Here is a 16,064-nt window from a genome sequence, read left to right on the forward strand (position 1 = left end):
GAGGGTTACCGCAACTCCCCGGCTAGCGCGGTGCGGGTGCGCTCCGCGAGGGCACTGAATCGCTCCCGTTCCGCTGGCAGATAGTCCGCCTGGCCGACCGAGGCGACGAGTAGGTCCAGCTCCCGGCCAAGGGCCTCGAGCTGGTCGGGCCCGCGCGCGCGGTAGCCCACCTCGCTGAGGAGCTGGTGGAGCCGCTCGACGACATCGGGGTCGGAGCATCCGTATCGGCGGGGCTGTTCCATGGCCGTGCGCAGCAGGTCGGTGAATCGGTGAGTGCGCAGGATGACGCGGAGGTGGCCGTCGTCGTCCTCGAGTGCCACGGCCTGGCCGGGGAGTTCGGCGAGATCGCCGAGGATCGCGGAGACGTGGCCGAGCGCGTGCACCGCCGTTGTCGGATCGTTGACGCCCGGCGAGAGGGCGCGCACGCAGATGTCGGTCAGTTGGCGGATCCCGAAACCGATGTCCTGACTGGCCGTGCGCTCGTAGGACAGGCCGAACGCGCCAGCGATGTCGCGAGAACGACGTTCGACGTCGTCAGCACCGAGATGGACCAGTCGGTCGCGGGTCCACCATCGGGCGAGCGGCGTCGCCTTGACCACGTTGTGGCCGACCGGATGCTCCTCCTCGATCACGAGATCGTGCTCGACCGCGATCGTCAGGAGACGGGCCCGGTCAACGCTGCGGATGAAACCGGATCCCCTCGCGAGAGCAACCTCGCGCGTCTCGGGCCGGAGACCCGATGGAAGCACCTCGGGGCCCTCCGTCGAGGTGGACGCCACAAGGTCGATGGTGTGCCCGGTCTCACTGTGCACCTGCCGCATGACGGTATCCACGCGGAGCTGTCGTGCGAGGTGCCCGAGGAAGAGAGCGAGGGTGATCACACTCGCGAACGTGAGGAGGGAGGCGAGCGTGACCGCGATACGCGGAACCTGCGCGTCGGAGGCGTCGGTGGCATCCTGCACCGTCCTCAGCACGGTGAGGGCGTATGCGAACGTGCCCACGAACATCGCCAGCGTGTCCTGCACGGCTCGATCCTTCGCGAACGTGCGGAGCACTCGAGGTGAGGCCTGGCTGCTCGCCAGTTGCAGGGCGACCACCGTGAGGGAGAACGTGAGGGAGGTTGCGGTGATGAGCGACCCGCTGATGGCCGAGAGCACCGCGCGGGCACTGTCGACGCCGCCCGCGAAGAGGAAGCCTGCGACGGAAGGCGGGAGGCTGGCATCCACCGCGCGGTCCACGAGGGGCAGGGCGATACCGAGAGCGACAGCCAGGACGACCGCGAGAGTGGGAAGGGGCCACAGTTCGGTGGCGAGGCTCTCGCGGGCTGAGGCGATCGCCCGGCGCAGTGAGTTGCGCTTCACGCCATTGACGGACTGTGCTGTCACGGTGTTCTCCGTCCCGCCACCCAGTCAATCAGACCCGGCGCACGGGGGCATCCCGACGCAGTCCAGACAGACCGCCTAGCCTGAAGGGGGTTGGCAAACGACGGAGGTATCCCCGTGTTCACCTGGGAAGTACTCATTGGTTCGGTTATCGCACTCGCGGCGGCCATCGCTGGAGCATGGCTCGTCGGCACGATTGCCTCGCTGATCCTGCGGATCATCGCCAAACGAGCGACGTGGCCCGATCCGCTCATCAGGCACACGCGCACCCCGTTCCGGGCCTTCGTGGGTGTCATCCTGTTCTGGATCGGTGGTGCGATCGTCAGTCTCGGCGAACCCTGGGCGGCCGCCTTCAATCACGGCGCGCTCGTCGCCGTGATCATCACCTTCGCGTGGCTGGCGACGGGCTTCGTACGGTTCGGCTTCCTGATCGCCAGCGGCCGGTACGACATCGACGTCTCCGACAACCGCGTCGCGAGGAAGGTGCATACCCAGCTCCGGGTGCTCCAACAGGTAGTTGTCGTTGTGGTCTGGCTCCTCGGCCTCGGCGCAGCACTCCTGACCTTTCCCGGGGTTCAGGCATTCGGGGCCAGCCTGCTCGCCTCCGCCGGAATCGTCTCCGTCGTCGCTGGAATCGCGGCCCAGTCGCTTCTCGCCAATGTCTTCGCCGGGGTGCAGCTCGCGTTCACCGATGCGATCCGCGTCGACGATGTCGTGATCGCCAATGGCGAGTGGGGCCGCATCGAGGACATCACGCTGACCTACGTTGTCGTCCACATCTGGGACGACCGACGCCTCGTTCTTCCCTCGACCTACTTCACGACGACACCCTTCGAGAACTGGACGAGGAACGACAGCGCGTTGCTCGGGTCGGTGATGTTCGACGTCGACTGGACGATCTCGCCCTCCGCTATGCGCAAGGAACTCCAGCGCGCACTCGAGGCGGACGATCGCTGGGACGGCCGCGTCGGCAACGTGCAGGTGACGGATGCCGTCGACGGCAACGTCCGCGTTCGGGTGCTGGTGAGCGCATCCGACGCCGGGAGCCTCTGGGACCTTCGCTGCGCCGTTCGCGAGCACCTCGTGGAGTGGGTGCAGCGCCAGCGGGGCGGGATGCCGCGCACCCGGGTCGAGCTTGTCGAAGCGGTCGGTGCCACCCGTCGCTCCAAGGACGAGGCTCACTCCGAGGGAGTGTTCAGCGGCAACGCGGACGCGGAGGCTCGGGGTTCGCAGTTCAGGACGGCCACCTCCGAAATCCCCGTACAGGAGTAGCGCCGACAGTGCTCACGTAGGCTGATGGCGTGCCCGCCGACGTGATCGACGCCCCGAGACACCCCAGGCTGTCGTGGGCGCTCGTGCCGGGCATCCTGCTGTCCGGATCCGCGTTGTTCCTCTTCGCCTGGCGGCATGCATCGGTGGGCGTGATCATTGCGGGCTACGGGATGCTCGTGGCATCCGTCGTCGTGGCCTACCTGCTCGACCGCCGCGGGCTCAGCACCGGTCTCGCGAAGGACCTGTCGCTTATCGCCCTTGGGATGGTGATCGTCTCGACGATCTCGGTCGAGGCGGATATCTCGTGGGGCAACTTCTTTTTGCTCGGCTTCGTGTTGGCGCTCGCCGTGGCGGTGCCCTACCTCGTGTCGCGGTTCGTGTTCAAGGACTACTCGATCCGCTTCAGGTGGCGCGGAGGATGGCCCTGGTCACGGGTGCAGTGGGGCTACCTCGTGCTCGTGCTGTTCCTCGGCTGGGCGATCCTGCCGTTCTACTTCATCACCTCGGGCGTCTACCTGAACTGGCCCGCCGTGTACGAGTGGCACGAGATCCTGCGCCTGTTCGTGGGGGTCAACGCGGTCGGAACGTGGGATGAATTGTTCTTCATCCTCACGGTGTTCGTGCTGTTCCGCCGGCACTTCCCGACCTGGCAGGCAAACGTCCTGCAGACGATCATCTTCGTATCGTTCCTGTGGGAACTCGGGTACCAGGCCTGGGGGCCCCTGCTGACGATCCCGTTCGCGCTCCTCCAGGGGTGGATCTACTTCCAGACGAAGTCGCTGCCGTACGTGCTCACGGTGCACCTTCTGTTCGACGCGATCGTGTTCCTCGTGATCGTGCACGCGCGCAACGACGGCGTGATCCCGTTCTTCCTCATCTCGCCGTGACTCGGTAACCTCACTGCATGGCGGAGATCAAGACGAAGCCAACGGGTGCGGATGTCACGGCGTTCCTCGATGCCGTACCAGACGAGACTCGTCGACGCGACGGCCACTCGATGCGCGCGCTCATGGAGCGCATCACGGGAGAGCCTGCCGTCATGTGGGGTCCGACCATGGTCGGCTTCGGCTCGAAGCCCTACACCAACACCACCGGGACGAACGAGATGTTCATCCTCGGCTTCTCGCCCCGCAAAGCCGACCTCACTCTCTACGGGCTCACCAACGCGTACGAGGAACCGGATCCGCTCCTCGACGAACTGGGGCCGCACCGGCTGGGCAAGTCGTGCCTGTACGTGAAGCGCCTCGAGAACGTCAACGCCGAGGTGCTCGAACGGCTCGTGCACCAGGCGTGGGAACGCCGCAGCTAGCCCTTCGAGCCGGGGAGTTCAGGCGGGCCGGCAGTGAGCAGCACCACGAAGAGCACGACCACGGCCGCTCCGATGACCAGCAGTAACAGCCAGGGGTGGCGGATGAACCAGCGCGCGAGGCGATCGATCCAGGTGCGGTCCCGCGGGTCATCGGTCTCGTCACGGCGCCAGGCGCCATCGAGGCGTGCGGTGCGGGCGAGCCAGATCTCGGTGGGGATCGTTGCGTAGGGGATGACGGCACTCGCGATCGCGGTGATGGCGACTCCCGGGTGCCAGCGCTGGTTGACCGCCAGCAGCACGGCCGTCGCGCCGTAGGCGAGGAACACGAAACCGTGGATGCCACCCGCGATCGTCACACCGAGGGCGAACCCGGTGGCGGCCCGCACGATGAGGGCTGTGATGAGCAGGGTCCAGGTGATGGCCTCGGCGATGGCGGCGAGGCGGAAGAGCTGCTTGGGGGTCACGCGGTGGCGAGGAGGGCGGCGACGGCGCTGGTGAAGAAGGGGAGTCCGTCGATGCCTGAGCGCATGGCATCCGGGGTGTCCGGTCCGAAGCCGGGTTCGATCGCGTGCTCCGGGTGCGGCATGAGGCCGACGACGTTGCCGCGGTCGTTGGTGATACCCGCGATATCGTTGATCGACCCGTTCGGGTTGACGTCGAGGTAGCGGAAGACCACCCGACCGTCGCCCTCGAGGCGCGCGATCGTCTCGGCGTCGGCGATGAATCCGCCCTCGCCGTTCTTGAGGGGGATCGTGATCTCCTGGCCGGCGGTGAAGGCGTTGGTCCAGTCGGTGGAGTTGTTCTCGACGCGCAGGCGCTGGTCGCGGCACACGAAGTCGCCGTGATCGTTGCGGATGAGGCCACCGGGCAGGAGGTGCGCCTCGACGAGGATCTGGAAGCCGTTGCAGATGCCGAGTACGGGCATCCCGGACTTCGCAGCGTCGATGACCTCGCTCATGATGGGCGAGCGGGCTGCGATCGCGCCGCAGCGCAGGTAGTCGCCGTAACTGAAGCCCCCAGGCAGCACGATCGCGTCCACGCCCTTGAGGTCGTGCTCGCCGTGCCAGAGTGCGACGGGCTCGGCTCCGGCGAAGCGCACGGCGCGCTGCGCGTCGCGATCGTCGAGCGAGCCGGGGAAGGTGATGACGCCGATGCGCGCTGCCACTAGCGGGTCTCTCCCGCGACGACGCTCTCGGTGCTGGCCTCGTGCACGCTCACGACGTCCTCGATCACGAGGTTGGCGAGCATGTCCTCCGCGATCTCCCGCACCTCGGCGAGCACGCTTTCGGTGACGGGACCGTCGACGGTCAGCTCGAAGCGCTTGCCGACACGAACGTTCGTGAAGTGGCCTTTGCCGAGACGGTGGAGGGCGCCGGAGACGGCCTTGCCCTGGGGGTCGAGAAGTTCGGCCTTGGGCATGACTTCGACGACGATGGTGGGCACGATGGGCTCCCGAGAGTTGCCGGTGGGGTGACAGATACCAGTCTACCGGCAGCAGGCCGTGTGGTCGGCGAGACGATCCGGCCCCACGGGTGGAGACTGGGCAGGTGAGCGGAACAACGAGCGCAGTGCAGTCGCGGACCGTCGGTGTGCTCGTGGCCGGTCAGGTGCTTCAGGGGCTCGGTCAGGGCGCCACGCTCGCGATGGGTGCCGTCATCGCCAACGAGATTGCCGGGGCCAGTCTGTCCGGGGCCGCGGCAACGGCGTCGACGTTGGGTGCTGCCGTGGCATCCATCCCGCTGGCCCGATTCGCCCAGAGACTCGGCCGGCGGCCAGCGCTCGCGCTCGGCGCGGCCCTCGGAGCACTCGGATCGGTGATCACGGTCGTGGCGACGGGACTCGCCTTCTTCCCGCTGCTGCTCGTGGGGTTCGCCCTGCTCGGTGTGGGAACGGCGGTCGGCCTGCAGGCGAGGTTCGCCGCAACCGACAACGCGGAGCCCGAGCGTCGCGGTCGGGATCTCTCGCTGGTCGTCTGGTCGACGACGATCGGCGCTGTCGCCGGGCCCAACCTGTTCGGGCCTGGCGTGCTGATCCAGGATGCCCTGGGCTTGCCGCCGCTCACCGGTTCGTTCGTCATCGCACTCGCGGCGCAGCTCGCGGCCACCGCGCTGTACCTGATCGCCCTCCGTCCCGACCCGCTTACGCTCGCGCGCAACCGGCCCGTCGAGCTCGCCCCAGCCGACGCGGGCATCGTACGCGGCCGCGCGACCCTGTTCTTCGCCGTCGGCTCCATTGCCGCGAGCCACGCGGTGATGGTCGCCATCATGTCCATGACACCCGTGCACCTCACCACACATGGCGCGACGCTCGTGATCGTCGGGTTCACGATCAGCCTCCATGTGGCCGGGATGTTCGCTCTGTCGCCGGTCTTCGGCTGGGCGAGCGACCGCTGGGGCCGGATGCCGCTGATCCTCTTCGGTCAGGCACTCCTCGCTGCGGCTGTGGTGCTCGTGGGGGTGGGCTCCGAGGATCACGTGGCCGTGGTCGTCGCCCTCATTCTGCTCGGCCTCGGTTGGAGTGCCGCGACGGTCTCCGGCTCGGCCCTCGTGTCGGACCTTGTGACGGGTGAGGCGCGCCTCAAGGTGCAGGGCCGTACCGACACGATCATGAGCCTCGCCGGCGCGCTCGGCGGTGGGCTCGCCGGTCCCGTGCTCGCGCTGGTCGGGTACTCCGGCCTCGCGTGGGTCGCTGGCGTGCTTGTGGTGGTTGTTGTGGTCTGGGCGCTCGCCGTCAGTCGGCGCCCAGCGCTCCTGCCCTGACGGCGTCCTCGATCGCAAAACGCGACCAGTCCCGGTATCCGATGGGCGAAGGGTGGAACAGGTCGCTCGCGAAGAACCCCTCGGTGTAGGGCGGAGGCGGTGGGGACATATGCGCTCCTGGGAATGCGTCCACCACCCTGCGGGCACCCGCCTCGAGATTCCTCGAATGGAGGTAGAGGTTCCAGCGCAGCGGGTTGGGGAGGAGCTCGAACCGGAAGAATGCGGGCAGGCTCGAGACGAGTATCCGTGCGCCTGGGGAGGTCGCGCGCAACCGTCGGAGGATCGTACGGATGTCACGGGCGAACGCTCGACGCGAGCGCAACCCGAGCGCATCGTTCGCACCCAGGCTGACGAAGACCACGTCCCATGTCTCTGCTGCGGCGTCATCGAGGTAGCGCTCGATGAACTCGCGGGCGTCGACCCCGTTCTCGCCGATCGCGCGCCACTCGACGCCCCGGGAAGTGAGAGCGGCGATGCCGCGGCCGAGATGCCCAGGAAGGGCCTCCTCCTGGGTCGGGGAGCCGACACCGGCAGCGGTCGAGTCACCGAGCACCAGCAGGCGGAGCGGGTGCGGCCCGGGGATCGAGCCGCGCCAGGGCAGCGCGGCATCCGGAAGTCGCGGGGTGTCACGGCGGAGGCGGCGACCCTGAACGTAGAGGGCGGGGCCCGTCGGAATGATGGCCAGGCGGCTCAGCCGGAGGAGTGGACCCATCCGGCCATGCTAGTTACGCGGCGCGACATCCTGACCGCGCCCAACACATGTTGACTACGCTCGGAGACATGGATACCACTGGACTCGATGACGTTCTGGCCGACAACGAGTTCAGCGGCGTGGTGCTCGTGCGACGCGATTCGGGCACGCTCTACGAGGCCGCGACGGGTCTCGCCACACGGCGCTGGGACGTGGCGAACACGCTCGACACCCGCTTCGACTGCGCCGGAATCACGAAACTCTTCACGAGTGTCGCGGTGCTGCAGCAGGTCTCGAAGGGCAACCTCGACCTCGAGGCATCCATCCACCACTACGTTGACCTCTCGGGTTCGACGATCGCGCCCGAGGTGACTCTGCTGCACCTCCTCACGCACACGAGCGGCATCGCCGACGATGTGGACGAGGAGGAGGACGAGAGCTACGCCGACCTCTACGCGACCGTTCCGAGCTACAACCTCATGGAGGCCGCAGACTACCTCCCGCTGTTCTCGTCCAAGCCGCCGGTTGCGCCTCCCGGGATCGGCACGCTCTACGGCAACGCCGGGTATGTGCTCGCGGGCCTGGCGATCGAGAGGGTCACCGGCATCCCGTATCGGCAGTACGTGTTCGACGAGGTGCTGACGCGCGCTGCCATGAGGGACTCCGGCTTCTACGACAAGCGCGAGGCAGCCCCCCGCATCGCCGAGGGATGGGAACTGGTGGATGGCGCGTGGCGCTCGACCCTCTTCGACTCCCCGCCCATCGGCTCCCCAGACACCGGCGCGCACGTGACCGCCTCGGACCTCGTGCTGTTCCTCGAGGCGGTGCGCGACGGCTCGCTGCTCGACAAGGAGTACACGGACGAGTTCCTCACCCCGCAGGTCGAGCACGACCCCGTCACCTGGTACGGCTTCGGCCTCGAGTTCGACCTCAACGACGACGGTTCGGTGCGCTCGTACTACAAGGACGGGGTCGGGGCAGGAGCGTCCGGCATCGTGCGCCACTACGTGGAGGAGCGCATCGACATCGCCGTGCTCTCCAACTCGGAGGAGGGCGCGTGGCCCGTCATCCGTGAGCTGGACGAGCGACTCGGGGGTTGATCCCAGTGCAGCCCAGTGGCGACAGTCGCACATCGACCTGACACAGAACGCTCCTTAGGCGACCCTAAAGCGACGATCTGTGTCAGGTCGCGGTCGCCTAGCCCCGCGCCACCACCCGGATCGCATTCGCCCAGGGGTCGTCGAAGCTGACGGTCCGGCCGTCATCGCGCGTGGCGACACCGTAGTGCTTCATGCGCTCGACCAGGGCGCCGACATCATCCGTCGATGGCACTTCAATGTCGACCTGCGCGAGCCCGAGGCCGAGCTGACGCTTGCCCGCTCCGAGGCTGTTCCACGTGTTCATGGCCATGTGGTGGTGGTAGCCACCGGCGCTCACGAAGAGCGCGCTGGGGCCGTAGGTCGCGGTCTGCTCGAAGCCGAGGCGGTTGATGTAGAACTCGTGGGCCGACGCGATGTCGCCCACCTGCAGGTGGACGTGGCCCACCTGGGCGCCGCCGATCACGGGATTGGCGACGGCGTCCTCGGTGAGGTTCTCCTGCAGGAACCCGTTCGGGTCGAGGTAGAGGGTGCTCATCTCGATCGTGCCGTGGGCCCAGCTCCACTGGCTGCGGTCGCGATCCCAGTACAGCTCGACGCCGTTGCCCTCCGGGTCGGTGAAGTAGAAGGCCTTGCTCACGAGGTGGTCTGAGCTGCCCGTGAAGGTGTTGGGGTACTTGCGCGCGACCGAGTACACAGCGGCGGCGAGCGCCTCCTCGGTGTCGAAGAGGATCGCTGTGTGGAAGAGTCCGGCGTCGCGAGGGCTGGCGTGCTTCAGCTCCGGCGCGTACCTGAGGATGACGACGGGCGTGGTGCCGCGGCCGAGCGTGACCGTGTCCGCGGTCTCGGTGAGAACCGTCAGGGCGACGGCGTCGCGGTAGTACGCGGTCATCGCATCGAGGTTGCCGACGCTCAGGGTGACGGGGCCCATGGCGGTGTCGGCGGCGAGGAGATCCTGTGAGGCGTTCATGATGGCCCCAACTTAGTTGAAGTCTCAAATATTCCCTAGACTGGACCCATGATGACGGATGCCCAAACCAACGCCTGGCGTGGGCTCGTGATTGCCGCCCACAGCCTCGAGGAGGCTCTCGATCGCCAGTCGCGTCGGGATGGCGGCATCCCGCACTCCCACTACAAGCTCCTCGTCTTTCTCTACGAGGGCGGTCAGTCGGGCATCCCGATGTCTGAGCTCGCCGAGCAGCTTCAGTACTCGCCGAGTCGGCTGACTCACGCGCTCGCGAGCCTCGAGCGCTCGGGATGGGCGCGACGTGAGCGTTCGCTCGACGACAAGCGAGTGCAACTGGCGAGCATCACCCCGAGTGGGCGGGAGATTGTGCGCGCCGTGACGCCCGGCCAGGTGCGGGAGATCCGCGAGCCGGTGATTGCCGAGTTCAGCACGGAGGAACTCGCGCTCCTCGCGCGCATCACCGAACGCATCGTGAGCGTGACGAGTCCGGCAAGCTCCTAATCGGTGAAGCCGCTGATGAACTCCGCGACGCCGTCTCGGAACACGATCACACCCTGCTGGTTGACCCCGCCCACGAAGGCATCGCCCGAGCCGTCGGGCCCGGATGCAGAGAACTTGAGGCTGCCCGCACCATCCGACACCACCGGCCACCCCGCCGACAGCACAGCCGAACCGTCGTAGGGCTCGAAGGCCACGGTCGGACGGGTGGTGATGGACCACGTCAGGGTCGTGAGGGTCAGGCCGTCGGTGCCCGTCACGCGGAACCCACATCCCGGCCCGGGAGCGACACTGGCCTGCGCGACACAGGCGTCGAACTGGGCGTCGACTGCCTGCTGGGCGGCTGCGATGCCAGCCTCGGTGAGGACGATCGACACATCGATGTTGACGTTGTCGGCTGCGCCGAGCAGGAGTGGTGCCGAGACCGGCTCCGCGCCGTAGAGGTCGCCGCCGCCCGTCGCCTCGAGCGTGTAGGTGCCGGGGAGTGCGCGGAGGTCGAACTGGATTCCCCCGGTAAAGGCGGGAGTGTCGACTCCGTTGATGAGGAGCCCCATTCCCGCGGGCCGCGGGTTGATGATTCGCGCCTTGGGGAGCACGTCGGGGCTGATCGCCCACCGGTCGAAGAAGAGGAGGTCGCGGCCGGTCTTCACCAGCGGCACCCTCGCCGTGTAGACCTGGTCGCCCTGCTGCACCTCGACCGTCACGGCAGCCATCCCGCCCTGGCGGCTTGAGTCCAGCACGCGGTACCCCGAGATCGTGTCGGTGGCACCCGCGTACACACCGTCAACGAGGAAGTAACCGGGGCCGCCGGGGCTCTCCTCGAGTGTTGCCAGTGCCGCCGCGTCATCCCCGGCGATCAGGGCGCCTACGAACCGCGAGGTCACGGCCTCGGGTGTGTGCTGGGAGGAGAACACTGCCGCTGCGACGACGAGACCGGCGATGACCAGCAGCAAAATCGACCCACCCACGATGAGCCCGATCCACAGGCCACGACGCGAGCGGCGCGGCTCCGGCGGGATCACCGCTGCGGGCGGCTCGGGCGGCACCGTCGTGACGCGCTCGGAAGGCTCGATAGGGGGAAGGGGAGGCTGAAGATCGCTCACTCAACCATCATGGCGTACCGCGCGGCCGCTCGTGTCCTGGGCCGTGAGTCGCTCGATCAGTTCGCGGTACCGGGCGGCGGTCTGTTCGACGATCTCCGAAGGGAGCGCGGGAGGCGTGCCGGTCTTGTCCCAGTTCGCGGCGAGCCAGTTGCGCACGATCTGCTTGTCGAAGCTGTCCAGGCGGTCCGCGCCGCCCGCCGCGTAGCGCTCGGCGTCCCAATAACGCGAGCTGTCTGACGTGAGCACCTCGTCCGCGAGCGTCAGTTCACCCGTCGCGGGGTCGGCACCGAACTCGAACTTGGTGTCGGCGAGGATGATGCCGCGCTCCTCCGCGATGGCCGACGCCGTCGTGAACACGGAGAGGGAGGCATCCCGAATCGCCTCGGCAGCCTCGGCGCCGACGAGCTCCACCGTGCGCTCGAACGTGATGTTCTCGTCGTGCTCGCCCATCGGGGCCTTCCACGCCGGCGTGTACAGCGGCTCGGGGAGCCGGTCGCCCTCGGCAAGTCCGGAGGGCAACGGGATGCCGCACACCGTCTGAGTCTCGCGGTACTCGGCCCAACCGCTACCGACGAGGTAGTCGCGCACGACGGCCTCGATCGGGTACATGTCGAGCGACTTCACGAGCATGGCATTGGGTGGAACCTCGGATGCGTCGTCCACGAGGTGGTTTGGTACGGGAAGGTGGGCGAACCACCACAGGCTCAGCTGCGTGAGCAGCTCGCCTTTACCCGGGATGCCCGGCTCGAGCACGTGATCGAATGCACTCACGCGATCACTGGCGACCACGAGCATCCTGCCCGGCTGGTCGGGGTTCTCGTAGAGGTCACGGACCTTGCCCGAGTAGACGTGGTTCCAGCCGGGGAGTGTCACTGCGCGACCCTCGCCGCGATGTCGGTGCGGTAGTGCCCACCCTCGAGGTGGATGGTCTCGAGCGCGGCGTAGGCCTTGCGGCGGGCATCCGTGAAGTCGGAGCCGAGCGCGACGACACTCAGCACGCGACCGCCCGTCGCGATGAACTCGCCATCGACCATCGCGGTGGCTGCGTGGGCGACCGTGACGTCGGTGATCTTGTCGAGGCCCGTGATGCGGCGACCCGTGACGGGCTCCTCGGGGTAGCCCTCGCTCGCGAGCACAACCGTGACGGCGGCTTCGTCGCTGAACTCCGGCCAGGCGTGCGAGGCAAGTTCGCCGCTTGCCGCGGCCATGAGCAGCTCGCTCAGCGGTGTGATGAGTCGCGGGAGGACCACCTGGGTTTCGGGGTCACCGAAGCGGGCGTTGAACTCGATCACGCGAATGCCCTTCGCCGTGATGATGAGGCCGCAGTAGAGCAGGCCGATGAACGGCGTGCGCTCGCTCGCGAGCTGGCGGATCGTCGGCACGGCGATGGTCTCGATGACCTCGGTGACGAAGTTCTCCGGCAGCCACGGGAGCGGGCTGTAGGCACCCATGCCGCCCGTGTTGGGACCCTGGTCGCCGTCGAGCGCGCGCTTGTAGTCCTGGGCAGGGGAGAGCGGGAGCACGGTGTGGCCGTCGCTCAGGAGGAAGAGCGAAACCTCCTGGCCGTCGAGGAACTCCTCCACGAGCACCGGGCCCTGCTGCAGCCAGTAGTCGGAGTGCGCGATCGCGGCGTCGCGGTCGGGCGTGACGAGCACACCCTTGCCCGCGGCGAGGCCGTCCGCCTTGATCACGTAGGGGGCGCCGTATTCATCGATCGCTTCGATGGCGTCCTCGATGGTGCCCGCGCGGGTGGCGCGGCCCGTGGGCACGCCCGCGTCATCCATGATCCGCTTGGCGAAGGTCTTGCTGCCCTCGAGGGCGGCGGCGGCCTTGCCCGGCCCGAAGACGGCGATGCCGCGCTGTCGGAGGGCATCGGCCACGCCCGCGACGAGGGGAGCCTCCGGCCCGATCACGACGAGTTCGATGTCGTTGTCGAGCGCGTACGCCGAGACGACGTCGCCGCGGGTCGGGTCGAGTGCGACGACGGGAACGTCGGCGGCGATGCCGGCGTTGCCTGGCGCAGCGGTGATGTCATGGTCCGCGTCTTCGCGGAGGAGAGCAGTGATGATGGCGTGCTCTCGCGCGCCCGAGCCCAGAACGAGAATTCTCACTGTTCAACACTACCGAGCCGCGCTGAGGGGCGGCTGCCGAAGTAGCGTGGGGTCATGCCCCCCAAGCGCATCCCCGACGCCATCGGACAGGCCGCCGTTCGAGGCGCGCTCGCTGGAACGACCGCCGACCTGCCGACCGCAGTCCGCTACCTCCTCCAGGTGCTCGCCACCACCGCGGAGGGCAACACTGTGGAGGTGCGGGTTCCGCCGTACGGCGCGGTGCAGGCGATCGAGGGTCCGCGGCACACGCGAGGAACTCCACCGAACGTGATCGAGTTGGGCGGGGAGGCGTGGCTGGCGCTCGCGACGGGAAGCCTGGGGTGGGCGGATGCCGTGGCATCCGGTGCCGTGTCAGCCTCCGGCCAGCGCGCCGATCTCACGGCGTTCTTGCCGCTGCGGTGGGGGACAATGGGGGAGTGAGTACACCCGGTTCAGCCAAGCAGGTCGATGTGAGGGTGCGACGCGCGCCCAAGTTCGGCGCATTCATCGTGGTCGGCGCCGGTATCGCGCTCATCGCGACGCTCATCGTCACGGCGCTGTTCCCCTCTGACCCGAGCGTCGGCTACCCGGCGCTCGTCGCCTACTTCAGCCTCTTCACGATTCCCGCCGGCATCGCCATCGCGGCCGTGATCGCGCTGATCGTCGACCGACGCTCCTCGAAGCGCGCGAGGACCCTCGCCGCCGAGGAGGAGACCGTGGGCGCTCCCCAGCAGCCGGAGCTGCCCGAGGCGCCTCAGCCGGAGTAGGCGGATGGCCGGGCGCGACGGTGAAGTGACTCGCTTCGGCGACCCGGCCGCACCACGGTGGATCAGTGCCTGGCTCGAGCGCTACGCCCGGGTGATTCAAGTCGCCGTTGGGGCGGTCACTCTGGCTTTCTGCGTAGTTCTCGTGTGGTCGACTCTCGACCGCGGCGAGCCGACGCGCGTGTGGGGCACGGCGATCGGGATTTCGCTCGGTGTCCCTATCGTGGCTGTGATTGTGGTGATCTTGGTCAGGTACTGGGCGCCTCTCAAAGCCGCTGAAGCTCTCGCGAGGCGGGAGAACCCCTCTGCAGTGACGCTCGCAGCCCGGTTGCCGGATGGCGCCGCTCGCAGTGCGTGGCCGGGGCCGCCTGAGTCGATGCCCGCCTCCCCGTTCCTAGTGATCGTCGCGGATGGACAAGGGGTACGTGTGATGAGCGTGCACAACGTGTCCGAGCCCATCCTCACCCTCGGCTGGCCTGAGGTCGTCCGCGTCGGGGTCGTTGAGTATGTGGAAAAGGGTAGGGCCTACGACGGGATCGCGATCTTCAGTCCGACGAACGATCGAGCGGTGGTGGTGCAGCCTGTGCGTCCGGCACCTGTCGGCATGTCAGCACTAAAGCGGGGCGGGCTGGAACATCTGACGAGGGAACTGCTAGCCCGCCAGACGGACGGCGCGGGCGCGTGATAGTTCTTCGCCTCAGCCGGAGTAGGCGGATGTGATGCCGAAGTACTCCTCGAGCGTCTGACCGCTCGTGTAGAGCTTGGTCGCCAGGTCCACACCGACGTAGCGCATGTGCCACGGCTCCCACTCGTAGCCCGTGATGCTCTCCTTGTTCGGTGGGTAGCGGATGATGAGGCCGAACCTGTGAGCGTTGTCGCGCACGTACTGGCCTTCGGCCGTGTCGGCGAAGGCGTGGTCGATCGTGTTCAGGTCGAAGGCGAGACCGCTCTGGTGCTCGCTGTGTCCCGGGCGCGCTGACGTGCGGTCGGCTCCCGCCTGGCCGAGGGTTGCCACGTAGTTTCCATACACGGCGACCTGGGTGTCGTAGGACCGGAAGCCGCTCGAGATGTAGAGGCCTAGCCCGTACGCGGCCGCCTCGGCCTGCATCGCGTTGAACGCCGCCTGCGTCTCCGCAGTGAGGCCGTCGCCATACCAGGACGGCAGTGGGTAGGTCTTGTTCACGATGAGAACGCCCTGGATGTAGGTGGGCTGGAGGCCCGAGGCATCCGGCTCGCTTTCGCCACTGGCCTCGTTGTGGGATGCCACCGCGGCGCCCCATGCGCCTTGGTACGCAGTCACGAGAGCCGCGAGGTCTGCGTTGCTCGCGGGCTTCTCGAGGGCTGCGACGGCCGCGGCGTAGGCGTCCTTGGTCTCCTGGGAGGCGAGTTCCGGCGGCGCGGTGGCAGCGCCCTTCTCGTGGGCGGATGCCACGACAGCAGCCGCGTTGCGTGCGAGTGCGGTGCGCGCATCCTCGATCGCCTTCGTCTCCGCGTCGGTCGCAGTCGTCTCGTCCGCGAGTTGTTCGACGAGCAAACCGATCTCGGCCACGGCGTCGGGAATCTGCGCGGTGTCAGCGGGGACGCTCTGCGCCGGCACGGCAGATGGCGAGGGAAGCTTCTTGAGCGTCGCCGTGCCATCCGCCGCGATCGTGATGGCTGCGGCCTTCTCGAGCTGCCCGATCGACGCCGACAGGGCGTCGCGTTTCGCGGCGTCGGCGAGCAGCGCCGGGTCGATCGCGGCCTCGAGAGCCTTCGCCTTCGCGCGGTCGTCGAGGGCATTCGCAGCAGCGGCGCCTCGTGCGGTGAGGGCCGCATCACGTGCCTGCTCGGCGTCGCTGAGCTCGTCCTCGGCTGTCTGGAACGAGGCGAGCGCCTCCTGCTCAGCTGCTTGACCTGCGATCACCTGCGCGACCACGACGCCGGCGGCCGCGAGAAGCAGAACGAGTGCGCCGCCACCGATGAGCAGCCAGAGTCGTGCGCGACGGGACAGTCGCTTCGATCGAAGCCGGTCGGCAACTTCAGGGGTCTCGACGTCAGGGGTCCGGGGTGCGTCACTCATCTCACGCCCATCGTCGCACGGACGGCCAGAGGGTGGATGCACACGTTTGTGGGCCACGCCGCGTGATGGGCGG

The 16,064-nt window shown here is 67.9% G+C and carries 19 protein-coding genes; 9 read left to right on the forward strand and 10 right to left on the reverse strand.

All coding sequences use genetic code 11. From position 1 onward, the window contains the following. Positions 1-5: 5 nt before the first annotated feature. On the reverse strand, positions 6-1,385 hold the full coding sequence (locus tag HDC94_RS02925) for a DUF2254 domain-containing protein (protein ID WP_179494720.1): 1,380 nt from the start codon (positions 1,383-1,385) through the stop codon (positions 6-8). A 90-nt stretch (positions 1,386-1,475) separates the two neighbouring features. Between HDC94_RS02925 and HDC94_RS02930 the strand changes: the two genes are divergently transcribed. Genes HDC94_RS02930 through HDC94_RS02940 form a run of 3 tightly spaced genes read left to right on the forward strand, consistent with a single transcriptional unit; the run spans position 1,476 to position 3,963 of the window. Then, positions 1,476-2,654 (forward strand): mechanosensitive ion channel family protein, encoded by a 1,179-nt coding sequence (locus tag HDC94_RS02930; protein WP_218870430.1) that lies wholly within the window; start codon positions 1,476-1,478, stop codon positions 2,652-2,654. A 29-nt stretch (positions 2,655-2,683) separates the two neighbouring features. After that, entirely contained in the window at positions 2,684-3,541 is an 858-nt protein-coding gene (locus HDC94_RS02935; protein WP_179494722.1) for a type II CAAX prenyl endopeptidase Rce1 family protein, read from the forward strand. Between the two features lie 17 nt (positions 3,542-3,558). Beyond that, positions 3,559-3,963 (forward strand): DUF1801 domain-containing protein, encoded by a 405-nt coding sequence (locus HDC94_RS02940; protein ID WP_179494724.1) that lies wholly within the window; start codon positions 3,559-3,561, stop codon positions 3,961-3,963. Here HDC94_RS02940 and HDC94_RS02945 read toward each other — a convergent pair. The 3 genes from HDC94_RS02945 to purS are packed head-to-tail and all read right to left on the reverse strand — an operon-like array spanning position 3,960 to position 5,406. Then, positions 3,960-4,427, reverse strand: coding sequence for a DUF3817 domain-containing protein (locus HDC94_RS02945; RefSeq protein WP_179494726.1), 468 nt, complete (start codon positions 4,425-4,427; stop codon positions 3,960-3,962). The two genes, HDC94_RS02940 and HDC94_RS02945, sit on opposite strands and share 4 nt — an antisense overlap. Continuing rightward, the gene (purQ, locus tag HDC94_RS02950) at positions 4,424-5,128 is read right to left on the reverse strand and encodes a phosphoribosylformylglycinamidine synthase subunit PurQ (RefSeq protein WP_179494728.1); all 705 of its coding nucleotides are present in this window, start codon (positions 5,126-5,128) and stop codon (positions 4,424-4,426) included. Before purQ ends, HDC94_RS02945 begins: the two co-directional genes overlap by 4 nt. Then, entirely contained in the window at positions 5,128-5,406 is a 279-nt protein-coding gene (gene purS, locus HDC94_RS02955) for a phosphoribosylformylglycinamidine synthase subunit PurS (RefSeq protein ID WP_179494730.1), read from the reverse strand. Before purS ends, purQ begins: the two co-directional genes overlap by 1 nt. A 104-nt stretch (positions 5,407-5,510) precedes the next feature. On the opposite strand from purS, the gene HDC94_RS02960 reads away from it, so the two are divergent. Beyond that, entirely contained in the window at positions 5,511-6,722 is a 1,212-nt protein-coding gene (locus HDC94_RS02960) for an MFS transporter (protein WP_308495611.1), read from the forward strand. Here the strand turns inward: HDC94_RS02960 and HDC94_RS02965 are convergent. Beyond that, complete coding sequence (locus HDC94_RS02965) at positions 6,694-7,434, reverse strand: SGNH/GDSL hydrolase family protein (protein ID WP_179494732.1); 741 nt, start codon at positions 7,432-7,434, stop codon at positions 6,694-6,696. The genes HDC94_RS02960 and HDC94_RS02965 overlap by 29 nt on opposite strands. Before the next feature lie 68 nt (positions 7,435-7,502). On the opposite strand from HDC94_RS02965, the gene HDC94_RS02970 reads away from it, so the two are divergent. Beyond that, on the forward strand, positions 7,503-8,513 hold the full coding sequence (locus HDC94_RS02970) for a serine hydrolase (protein ID WP_179494734.1): 1,011 nt from the start codon (positions 7,503-7,505) through the stop codon (positions 8,511-8,513). A 97-nt stretch (positions 8,514-8,610) separates the two neighbouring features. Here HDC94_RS02970 and HDC94_RS02975 read toward each other — a convergent pair whose 3' ends face one another. Continuing rightward, a complete protein-coding gene (locus tag HDC94_RS02975; protein WP_179494736.1) occupies positions 8,611-9,480 on the reverse strand; it encodes a VOC family protein in 870 nt (289 codons plus the stop codon). Positions 9,481-9,528: 48 nt separating this feature from the next. Here HDC94_RS02975 and HDC94_RS02980 point away from each other — a divergent pair, with 48 nt between their 5' ends. Then, positions 9,529-9,978, forward strand: coding sequence for a MarR family winged helix-turn-helix transcriptional regulator (locus HDC94_RS02980; RefSeq protein ID WP_179494738.1), 450 nt, complete (start codon positions 9,529-9,531; stop codon positions 9,976-9,978). On the opposite strand, the gene HDC94_RS02985 is transcribed toward HDC94_RS02980, so the two are convergent. The 3 genes from HDC94_RS02985 to purD are packed head-to-tail and all read right to left on the reverse strand — an operon-like array spanning position 9,975 to position 13,189. Beyond that, positions 9,975-11,078 (reverse strand): hypothetical protein, encoded by a 1,104-nt coding sequence (locus HDC94_RS02985; protein WP_179494740.1) that lies wholly within the window; start codon positions 11,076-11,078, stop codon positions 9,975-9,977. The two genes, HDC94_RS02980 and HDC94_RS02985, sit on opposite strands and share 4 nt — an antisense overlap. Further along, positions 11,079-11,951 (reverse strand): phosphoribosylaminoimidazolesuccinocarboxamide synthase, encoded by an 873-nt coding sequence (locus HDC94_RS02990; protein WP_179494742.1) that lies wholly within the window; start codon positions 11,949-11,951, stop codon positions 11,079-11,081. It lies immediately after the preceding gene. Next, entirely contained in the window at positions 11,948-13,189 is a 1,242-nt protein-coding gene (gene purD, locus HDC94_RS02995; RefSeq protein ID WP_179494743.1) for a phosphoribosylamine--glycine ligase, read from the reverse strand. The genes HDC94_RS02990 and purD overlap by 4 nt, the downstream gene beginning before the upstream one ends. Positions 13,190-13,243: 54 nt before the next feature. Between purD and HDC94_RS03000 the strand changes: the two genes are divergently transcribed. From HDC94_RS03000 to HDC94_RS03010, 3 genes are read left to right on the forward strand one after another with little or no spacing between them, the layout of a single operon-like run. Beyond that, positions 13,244-13,609, forward strand: coding sequence for a sterol carrier family protein (locus tag HDC94_RS03000; protein WP_179494744.1), 366 nt, complete (start codon positions 13,244-13,246; stop codon positions 13,607-13,609). Beyond that, on the forward strand, positions 13,606-13,935 hold the full coding sequence (locus HDC94_RS03005) for a hypothetical protein (RefSeq protein ID WP_179494745.1): 330 nt from the start codon (positions 13,606-13,608) through the stop codon (positions 13,933-13,935). Before HDC94_RS03000 ends, HDC94_RS03005 begins: the two co-directional genes overlap by 4 nt. Before the next feature lie 4 nt (positions 13,936-13,939). Then, positions 13,940-14,617: a hypothetical protein gene (locus HDC94_RS03010; protein WP_179494746.1), complete on the forward strand. Its 678-nt coding sequence runs from the start codon at positions 13,940-13,942 to the stop codon at positions 14,615-14,617. Between the two features lie 12 nt (positions 14,618-14,629). Here HDC94_RS03010 and HDC94_RS03015 read toward each other — a convergent pair whose 3' ends face one another. Beyond that, positions 14,630-15,991, reverse strand: coding sequence for a D-alanyl-D-alanine carboxypeptidase family protein (locus HDC94_RS03015; protein ID WP_179494747.1), 1,362 nt, complete (start codon positions 15,989-15,991; stop codon positions 14,630-14,632). Positions 15,992-16,064 lie beyond the last annotated feature (73 nt).

Origin of the sequence: Leifsonia sp. AK011, assembly GCF_013410945.1 — a bacterium.
GTDB lineage: Bacteria > Actinomycetota > Actinomycetes > Actinomycetales > Microbacteriaceae > Rhodoglobus.